The organism is Holdemanella sp. DFI.5.55, from assembly GCF_020593575.1.
GTDB classification, from domain to species: domain Bacteria; phylum Bacillota_I; class Bacilli_A; order Erysipelotrichales; family Erysipelotrichaceae; genus Holdemanella; species Holdemanella hominis.
On record NZ_JAJDMK010000085.1, the window covers coordinates 1 to 8457 of the forward strand.

9 protein-coding genes and 1 riboswitch are annotated in these 8457 nt (G+C 35.4%); of the genes, 8 read left to right on the top strand and 1 reads right to left on the bottom strand.

Translation table 11 applies throughout. The features are described 5' to 3' along the window. Positions 1-151: 151 nt before the first annotated feature. The 6 genes from LJE08_RS11930 to LJE08_RS11955 all read left to right on the top strand — a co-directional run bounded on the left by LJE08_RS11930 (position 152) and on the right by LJE08_RS11955 (position 6681). The gene (locus LJE08_RS11930) at positions 152-889 is read left to right on the top strand and encodes a transposase (RefSeq protein WP_227403338.1); all 738 of its coding nucleotides are present in this window, start codon (positions 152-154) and stop codon (positions 887-889) included. A gap of 246 nt (positions 890-1135) precedes the next feature. Beyond that, positions 1136-1237: riboswitch (purine riboswitch) on the top strand. Between the two features lie 57 nt (positions 1238-1294). After that, on the top strand, positions 1295-2602 hold the full coding sequence (locus LJE08_RS11935) for a uracil-xanthine permease family protein (RefSeq protein WP_117926308.1): 1308 nt from the start codon (positions 1295-1297) through the stop codon (positions 2600-2602). A 77-nt stretch (positions 2603-2679) separates the two neighbouring features. Next, a complete protein-coding gene (locus LJE08_RS11940) occupies positions 2680-3429 on the top strand; it encodes a xanthine dehydrogenase family protein subunit M (protein ID WP_217256590.1) in 750 nt (249 codons plus the stop codon). Then, on the top strand, positions 3419-3880 hold the full coding sequence (locus tag LJE08_RS11945; RefSeq protein ID WP_227403339.1) for a (2Fe-2S)-binding protein: 462 nt from the start codon (positions 3419-3421) through the stop codon (positions 3878-3880). The genes LJE08_RS11940 and LJE08_RS11945 overlap by 11 nt, the downstream gene beginning before the upstream one ends. Beyond that, positions 3873-6149 (top strand): xanthine dehydrogenase family protein molybdopterin-binding subunit, encoded by a 2277-nt coding sequence (locus tag LJE08_RS11950; RefSeq protein WP_227403340.1) that lies wholly within the window; start codon positions 3873-3875, stop codon positions 6147-6149. Before LJE08_RS11945 ends, LJE08_RS11950 begins: the two co-directional genes overlap by 8 nt. Beyond that, positions 6142-6681, top strand: a complete 540-nt coding sequence (locus LJE08_RS11955; protein ID WP_117926317.1) for a nucleotidyltransferase family protein — start codon at positions 6142-6144, stop codon at positions 6679-6681. Before LJE08_RS11950 ends, LJE08_RS11955 begins: the two co-directional genes overlap by 8 nt. Here the strand turns inward: LJE08_RS11955 and LJE08_RS11960 are convergent. Next, positions 6678-7490, bottom strand: a complete 813-nt coding sequence (locus LJE08_RS11960; protein ID WP_117926319.1) for a choline kinase family protein — start codon at positions 7488-7490, stop codon at positions 6678-6680. The two genes, LJE08_RS11955 and LJE08_RS11960, sit on opposite strands and share 4 nt — an antisense overlap. A gap of 337 nt (positions 7491-7827) precedes the next feature. On the opposite strand from LJE08_RS11960, the gene LJE08_RS11965 reads away from it, so the two are divergent. Together LJE08_RS11965 and LJE08_RS11970 are read left to right on the top strand one after the other, a co-directional pair. Continuing rightward, positions 7828-8043 (top strand): hypothetical protein, encoded by a 216-nt coding sequence (locus LJE08_RS11965; protein ID WP_227403341.1) that lies wholly within the window; start codon positions 7828-7830, stop codon positions 8041-8043. Between the two features lie 2 nt (positions 8044-8045). Next, positions 8046-8444 carry a hypothetical protein gene (locus LJE08_RS11970; protein ID WP_227403342.1) on the top strand — a complete coding sequence of 133 codons (399 nt, stop codon included), beginning with the start codon at positions 8046-8048 and terminating at the stop codon, positions 8442-8444. The last annotated feature ends 13 nt before the right edge of the window (positions 8445-8457 follow it).

The window sequence follows — 8457 nt, forward strand, 5'->3', positions numbered from 1 at the left end:
TTGGTGTAACATATGCTGAAGATAAGGAATATGTACAAAATGCCTTTAAACAATTGATTGAAGATGGTGTATATCCTGAAAAATTATGGAAATAGGACGATTTGTCCTATTTCAGACTGTTGACAAAGTGACTGTCGACAGTCTTTTTAAAATGCTTATCATAAATATCGTGTTTGGAATCAATTCTATGCGCAAGACATGTCAGGAGATCGAAGTCAATTTGGCATATCGCTGGTTTCTTGGGTTGAGTATCGATGAGAAGATTCCAAACTTTTCTACATGGTCTCAGAACTATATTCGTAGATATAAAGATTCAACTATATTCCAGGAAATCTTTATGGAAATATTAGAACAGGCCGTTGATTATGGCTTTGTCGATTTCACAACGGTATTTGGAGACAGTACGCATCAGAAGGCAAACGCCAATAAAAGAAAAAGTGTCAAAAAAGAAGTAGAGATCCTCAAAAAGAAATACGAAGATGATCTGTTGGTTGAAATCAACGAGGATAGAGAACGTATAGGTAAAGAGGCCTTTGATTCAATGGTATATACAGAATATGTACAGGATGAAGAATACGACCGTTATCTATGTCCAAATGATAAGATCCTTATGTATACAACTACTACAAGAAATGGATACAGACAATATAAATCTGATCCAAAAGACTGCAAGGATTGTCCTCTTAGAAACAAATGTACAAAGAGTAAGAACATGACAAAAGTTATTGAACGTCACCTATGGGAAGAGTATAGAGAATATGCCGACGAGATCCGTCATACTATGGAATGGAAAGAAATTTATCCACAGAGAAAAGAAACCATTGAACGAGTATTTGCGGACTGTAAAGAAAACAATGGACTACGTTTCACAAGGTTAAAAGGCTTGTAGAAAAACCAACAGAATGCTTGGTTGATTTTTGCGTGCCATAATCTGAAGAAAATGTTCCTTTGGAGAGGAAAATATAGAAGAAAGCCATCAAAAAATTCAATATATCCTTCAAAATATACAAAAAAAGACAATTTTATTTCGAAAATTGCCTATATACAATAAAAAGCCTATTTCCTTACGAAAGGTATAGGCTTTTGTCAACAATCTGAAATAGGACGATTTGTCCTATTTTTTTTGTTTAATTAATGATATAATCCTAACGTGTTTCGTATATATCGACTAATACGGTGTCGATGTTTCTACCCCTAAACCGTAAATTCAGGGACTATGAATCAACCTACTTTTTTATTGTGTCGCGTTGATTCTCGTTTTTGTACGAGACTTTTTTATTTTCGGAGGAAAAGAATGAGAAAAGAAGATGTAAAAAAAGGTTCGATATATGAACTTGATGGTGTTGTACCTTTAAAAGAGGCATTGCCTTTAGGAATCCAACACGTATTGGCGATGTTTCTTGGAAATATCAGTCCATTATTGATTATTGCAGGAATGCTTGGATTATCACCGGATTTAAAATCTGCATTGATTCAAAATGCGATGTTTATTGCAGGAGCTGTTACTTTAGTTCAGTTATATCCAGTGTGGAAAGTGGGAGCTAAACTTCCAATCGTTATGGGTACTAGTTCAGGATTTATTGGAACTGCCAAAGCAATGGGTGCTCTATATGGTTATGGTGCATTGATGGGAGCAAGTTTAATTGGTGGTTTATTTGAGATGGTGTTAGGTTTCTTCATCAAACCATTAAGAAAATTATTCCCACCAGTTGTTACTAGCTTAGTTATCATTTCCATTGGTTTATCATTACTTCCTGTTGGTATCAATTATTTTGGTGGAGGTAGTGGTGCTGTTGATTTTGGGGATCCTAAACATTTATTGGTTGGTACATTTGTTATTTTGGTAATTATTATCGCCAAACAAATTAAAGGTTTTGTGAATAATGCTTCGATTTTGATCGGTATTATTGCCGGATATATCTTGGCCATTGTGTTAGGAATGGTTGATTTTACGCAAGTTCAAACCGCTTCTTGGATTGCACTTCCAACTTTTATGCCAGTGAAGATGGAATTTAATTTGGAAGTAATTATTGCGATGGGAATTATGTTTATTGCGACAACAGTTGAAACAGTCGGAGATGTTTCTGGTATCACAAATGGTGGTTTAGATCGTGAAGCAACTTCTGAAGAATTACAAGGCGGCGTTTTGGCAGATGGTTTAGGTTCTGTTGTTGCCTCATTGTTTGGAGTTTTGCCAAATACTTCATTCTCTCAAAATGTTGGTTTGGTTTCAGTGACTAAAGTTGTTAACCGTTTTACAATTATGACAGGAGCTATCTTCTTGATTCTTTGCGGTTTCTGCCCAAAATTAAGTGCTTTATTTGCGGTTATGCCTCAATCTGTACTTGGTGGAGCTGCCGTTATTATGTTTGCGAGTATTTTGGTAAGTGGTATTCAATCATTGATGCGTGTTGAATTCAATGAAAGAAACACTTTGATTATTGCCTTGGCAATCGGTCTTGGAATTGGTATTGGACAAGTACCTACAGTTCTAGCACAATTACCAAGTTGGGTTGGAAATATTTTTGCACAAAACGGAATTATTATGACGTTTGTGATCGCAACCGTATTAAATTTAATTTTGCCTGGTAAAAAAGACTAACAAATCGGTGTTAAACATTGTGTTTAACACTTTCTTTTTGTGTTAAAATTTTAGTAAAGAAAGAGAGCGTATCCATTATGTTAAGAATAATGAATTATGCATCGCCAGAATCTTTAGATGAGGCGTATGCGCTACTAACGAAAAATAAAAAGAATATGATTCTAGGCGGTATGATCTGGTTGAAGATGGAAGACATTCAGATTCCGACCGCTATTGATTTAAGCAAATTAGGCTTGGATCAAATTGAAGAAGATGATGCAGAATTCAAAATTGGTGCTATGGTAACTTTGCGGCAATTAGAAACGCATCAAGCTTTCAATGAGGCAACTTGTTATGTATTTAGAGATGCTGTAAAAGATATTGTCGGTGTACAATTAAGAAACTTGGCAACAGTTGGAGGAAGTATATATTCGCGTTTTAGTTTTAGTGATGTCATCTGTAGCTTATTATGTTTAGAGTGTGATGTACAAACACATAAACATGGGCGTATTTCACTTGAAGAATTTGTGAGTCTTCCATATGAAAAGGATATTGTGGAATATATTTATGTGAAGAAGACAAATTTGCTGAGTGCCTTTGTTTCTGTAAGAAGGAGTGCTACGGATTTAAGTGTTTTAAATGCATCTTGTACAAAGTATGCAGACCACTACCGATTCTGTTTTGGTGCAAGACCAGCCATTGCGAAAGTTTATAATTGTGATTTAGATCATATTGATTTAGATGTATATTGTGCAGACAATATGCGCGGAAGCAAGGAATATAGAAAAAAACTTGTTGAGGGATTAACTCAGAAGTTATTGAGAAAGGTAGAGTCTTATGTTGGTTAAAATTAAAGTGAATGGAAAATTGATTCAGGATGATGTACAGCCACAAACTTTATTGCTTGACTGGCTAAGAGACCGTGGTTGTTACAGTGTAAAAAGAGGGTGTGATACCGCAAACTGTGGATTATGTACAGTGTTAAGAGATGGAACGCCAATTCTTTCTTGTAGTACATTGGCAGTTCGATGCGATGGTCGTGAAATTACGACGCTTGAAGGACTTCAAAAAGAAGCGGGTGAATTCGGTATGTTTATGGCTAAACAAGGCGCTGAACAATGTGGTTTCTGTTCGCCAGGATTTATTATGAATGTTTTGGCAATGGAAAAAGAATTAGTGAATCCAAGTGATGATGAAATTCGTGCTTATTTAGCCGGAAATTTATGCCGTTGCTCTGGATATATGTCGCAGATGCGTGCAATCAAGGCGTATTTAAGTCGAGGTGAAAATCATGAATAGTGTAGGAAAAGGTGTCATCAAAAAGGATGCGATGGCTTTAGTTACAGGGCAACCTGTATATTGTGATGATTTAGCACCTAAGGATTGTTTGATTATTAAGCTTTTAAGAAGTCCACATGCATACGCAAAAATTAGAAGTATTGATACTTCCATTGCGAAAAGAATTCCTGGAATTGAAGCGGTGTATACGTATGAGGATGTTCCAACGTCTCGTTTTACTCTTGCAGGACAATCTTATCCTGAACCAAGTCCATATGATCGTAGAATCTTAGAAAATGTAGTTCGTTATGTAGGTGATGAAGTCGCAATCGTTGCGGGAACTAACGAGGATTGTGTAGATCGTGCTTTGAAAGCTATCAAAGTAGATTATGAAGTATTAGAACCGTTGTTAAATTTTGAAAAGTCTATTGATAATGCAATTGTGGTTCATGAGGAAGATGATTATAAGTGTCTTTGTGAGATTGGTAATGACGTAAAGCGTAATATTGTCAGCAGCGGAGAAAGTGTTGTTGGTGATGTGGATGCAGTATTAAAGGATTGTGAAGTGGTCTTAGAAAGAGATTATCATACAAAGGCCAATGCCCAGGCAATGATGGAAACTATGCGTTCATATTGTTACATTGATACATATGGTCGTTTAAATTGTGTAAGTTCTACACAGATTCCTTTCCATGTTCGAAGAATTTTAAGTAATGCTTTAGAAATTCCAAAGTCAAAAATCAATGTGGTCAAGCCAAGAATTGGTGGAGGATTTGGGGCTAAACAAACGGCTTGTTGTGAAATCTTCACGGCATTTGTCACATGGAAACTTAAAAAGCCAAGTAAGATTGTTTATACTCGTGAAGAAACTTTTGCGGCTAGTAACTCAAGACATGAAATGAAGATGCATGTTCGCATTGGTGCTACAAAAGATGGTACGATTGAAGCTATAGATTTATATACATTATCAAATCAAGGAGCTTATGGAGAGCATGGTCCAACTACAATTGGTTTGGCAGGACATAAATCTTTGCCTTTATATAACCATGTTAAAGCCAGTCGTTTTACATATGATGTAGTTTATACAAATACAATGCGAGCAGGTGCCTATAGAGGATATGGGGCTACACAGGGACAGTTTGCGGTTGAATCCATTATTAATGAATTGGCTGATGAATTGAATATGGATCCTTGTGAAATCCGTTTTAAAAATATGACACGTGAAAATGAAGTGTTATCGCAATATTATAATGAAGAATTGAATGCGTGTGCGTTGGATTGTTGTTTAGAAAAAGCGATGGAAATGATTGACTACAAGAATAAACCTTTAAGACGTGATATGGGTGATTTTGTTCGTGGATTAGGTGTTTCTTTATCTATGCAAGGTAGTGGTATTTCGGGTCTTGATGTAGGTTCTGTTGAAATTAAACTGCAGGATGATGGTTTCTATACATTAAGTATCGGTGCTACAGATATGGGTACAGGATGCGATACGATTCTTGCTCAAATGGTTGCGGAATGTATGGATTGTGATGTAGATCAAGTTGTCACTAGTTCATTGGATACAGATCATGCACCATATGATACGGGTTCTTATGCATCAAGTACAACGTATGTAACGGGTATGGCTGTAGTAAAGGCTTGTGAAAAGTTAAGAAATTCTATTTTAGAAGCGGCAGCCGGATTCTTTGATGTGGATAAAGAAGATATTGAATTTGATGGTAAGAAAATCTATACATTAGATCATACGCATGAAATGAGTTTGGCTGATTTTGCGGATACATGTTTCAATGGTGGTATCGCCAAAGCGTTGATTGCCAGTGACTCCCACATGTCACCTACAAGTCCACCTCCATTTATGGTTGGTATTGCCGAAGTAGATGTAGATAAGTTAACGGGTGAAATCAAGGTTCATGATTATGTTTCTGTAGTTGATTGTGGTACAGTTATCAATCCCAATCTTGCCAGAGTACAAGCTGAAGGTGGTATTGTACAAGGTATTGGTATGGCTTTGAGTGAGGATATCACGTACTCAAATGAGGGTAAGATGCGTAATCGTAACTTCTTGCAGTATAAGTTGCCAACAAGAGTGGATGTTCCAAGCGTTCGCGTTGAATTTGAAAGCAGTTATGAAGACAATGGTCCATTTGGTGCTAAATCCATTGGTGAAGTTGTTATTAATACACCAACTAGTGCAATTGCTAGTGCTATAAAACATGCGACGGGAGTGCAGGTTCGTACTTTGCCTATTACTGCTGAAAAAGTGTTATTAGGAAAAGAAGATGAATAATATTTCTTTGATTATCTTAGCGTCTGGTTTTTCCAGACGCTTTGTTTCAAATAAACTTTTGTACGAATTTCATGGTAAGAAACTTATTGAATATGCTTTTGATAAGGCAAGTGCTTTTTTAGATGTGATAGTAGTCACACAATATGAAAAGATAAAAGAAATGGCTGAGTCATTAGGATATCATGTTGTTATGAATGATCATCCTGAATATGGGCAAGGGCATTCTATCGCGTTAGGTGTGGGCGCTTGTCAAAATAATGCATGCATACTGATGGTTGCGGATATGCCATATTTAAAATTCGATACGTTAAAGGAAATGGTTTCAATTCAAGATGGAAAACATATCGTGATTTGTGAGTATAATGGCATTTTATGTAATCCTATGTTGCTCCCAAAAATGTATTATGATAGGGCAAAACAATTGTGTAATGATAAAGGGGCAAAACAAATCATTGGTGATGATACGTATTTGACGGTTTCTTTATCGGAAGAAGAATTTATGGATATAGATGAAAAAACAGAGACTATTTAGCCTCTGTAATGTTTTTCTTTGTCTTTTGCGATGTCAAAATAGATTTGTTCGCCTCTTTGTTCATAAAGCATATTTGCCCAATATCCCCAAAGGATGTCTTCCATTCTTTCAAATGCTTGCACTTGAACATCAATCATTGGGTCGATGTCTCCATCAAAATAGGCTTGATAGAATTGGTCTCTTTGATCAATATAATGGATGTTGTTTTCTGAAAAGAAGCTGGCGATATCAAAGCGATAATCGTTTTTTGCGGCATATTCATAGTCAATCAAATAGTCTTTTGTATCACTGTAAAGAATATTTCCTTGCACAAAGTCGTTATGGCATAGTGTGTTTGGTTTATATTCTTTTTTTAATGCTTCTAAAAAGTTTTCTTCATTTGGAAAAGATACGATACATTCTTTGATTTGAGATTTATAGAATTCAATCTTTCCAAAAGGGTTGAAAATAAACAAAGGAGCTTTTTTAGTATGAAGAGATTTCATTAAATTTGCACATCTTGCGAATTTGTCTTTGTCTTTACATTCATCAAATGTTTCTACATCTTCAATATAAGTTGTTACTTTGATACCTGATTTTTCATCGAATAAAATAACAGGTACATCTAAATCAGAAACAAGTGGCAAAATCTCCTTTTCGTGTTCATGCTGCAAACCAAGAGATTCATGATTCTTCTTTGGTACGCGTACCATATATTTATTGTCGTTGATTGTTAATAAATAGTTGTGGTTACTAATGCCTTTATCTGTTTTTTCGAGTGTGTAGTTTGTTGCGTTAAATTTTTCTTCTATCCATGTATTTAAGTTCATGTGGATATATTAACATTATTATTCTTTAAACTCAATGCGGTCGGTGTATCGCTTTTTTTTTGATTCGCGAAATTTACAAGCTCTCTTATGGCAAAAAAGTTTGGAAGAAGGAACGAAGAAATAACTTTTTTGGCTTGCGTTGTTCTAAGAACGAGGCTGTAAATTGAAAAAGGAGTATTATGCAATGAAGTATAAGGTGAAGTGAATCGAAGAACATATGGGAATCACAAGAAATATGATTCGTAGATATGAAAAGAAGGGAGTGATTTCAAAGAATGAAGAAGGAAAAGATGGAGAGTTTGATGAAGAAGGGTTGAGATAATTATGGGATATAAGAATGTTGGCGAGTTTAGGGTTTAGTTTGGATGAAGTTAAAGAAATTTTGAGTGAGGAAAATTTAAAGGAACTGAGCCAAAGAAAGTTGGGCGAGTTGGATAAGAAATGTGAGAATTTACAAAGCGAAAAAAATTTATTGAATATAGTTAAGATAATTGGAGAGTTACCTTGTTGTTTAGAAGATGCAATAGATGAGTTTGGAAAGAAGAGTGAATAATAATGAAAAAGTTAGTGTGTTTAGGATTGTGTTTGATTCTTAGAGGTTGTACAAGTACACCTGTTGACAAAAATGATGCAGAACGAAAAGTGAATGTAATTGAGGTATCTGCTTCTACGATAGATGAAATAGAAGAAATGGCAATCAAGGATGTTGAGGCCACAAAGGCAAAGTTAGAGAGTGAAAGTGATGCTTTGAGTGAAAAAATAACGGATTTTGATGTATATACGAAAAAAGTAGATAAGGTAAAATCGTATTATGATGATGCTTTAAAACAGACAGAGTCGCTGTCCATTCGATTGAGGGAATATGCTTATAAGTATGCTGAATTGATTATGAATGAGGATGTATCATATAAAGTGAAATACAAAGATTTGAGCGGAATCTATGAATATATATGAAGATGCGGGTAAG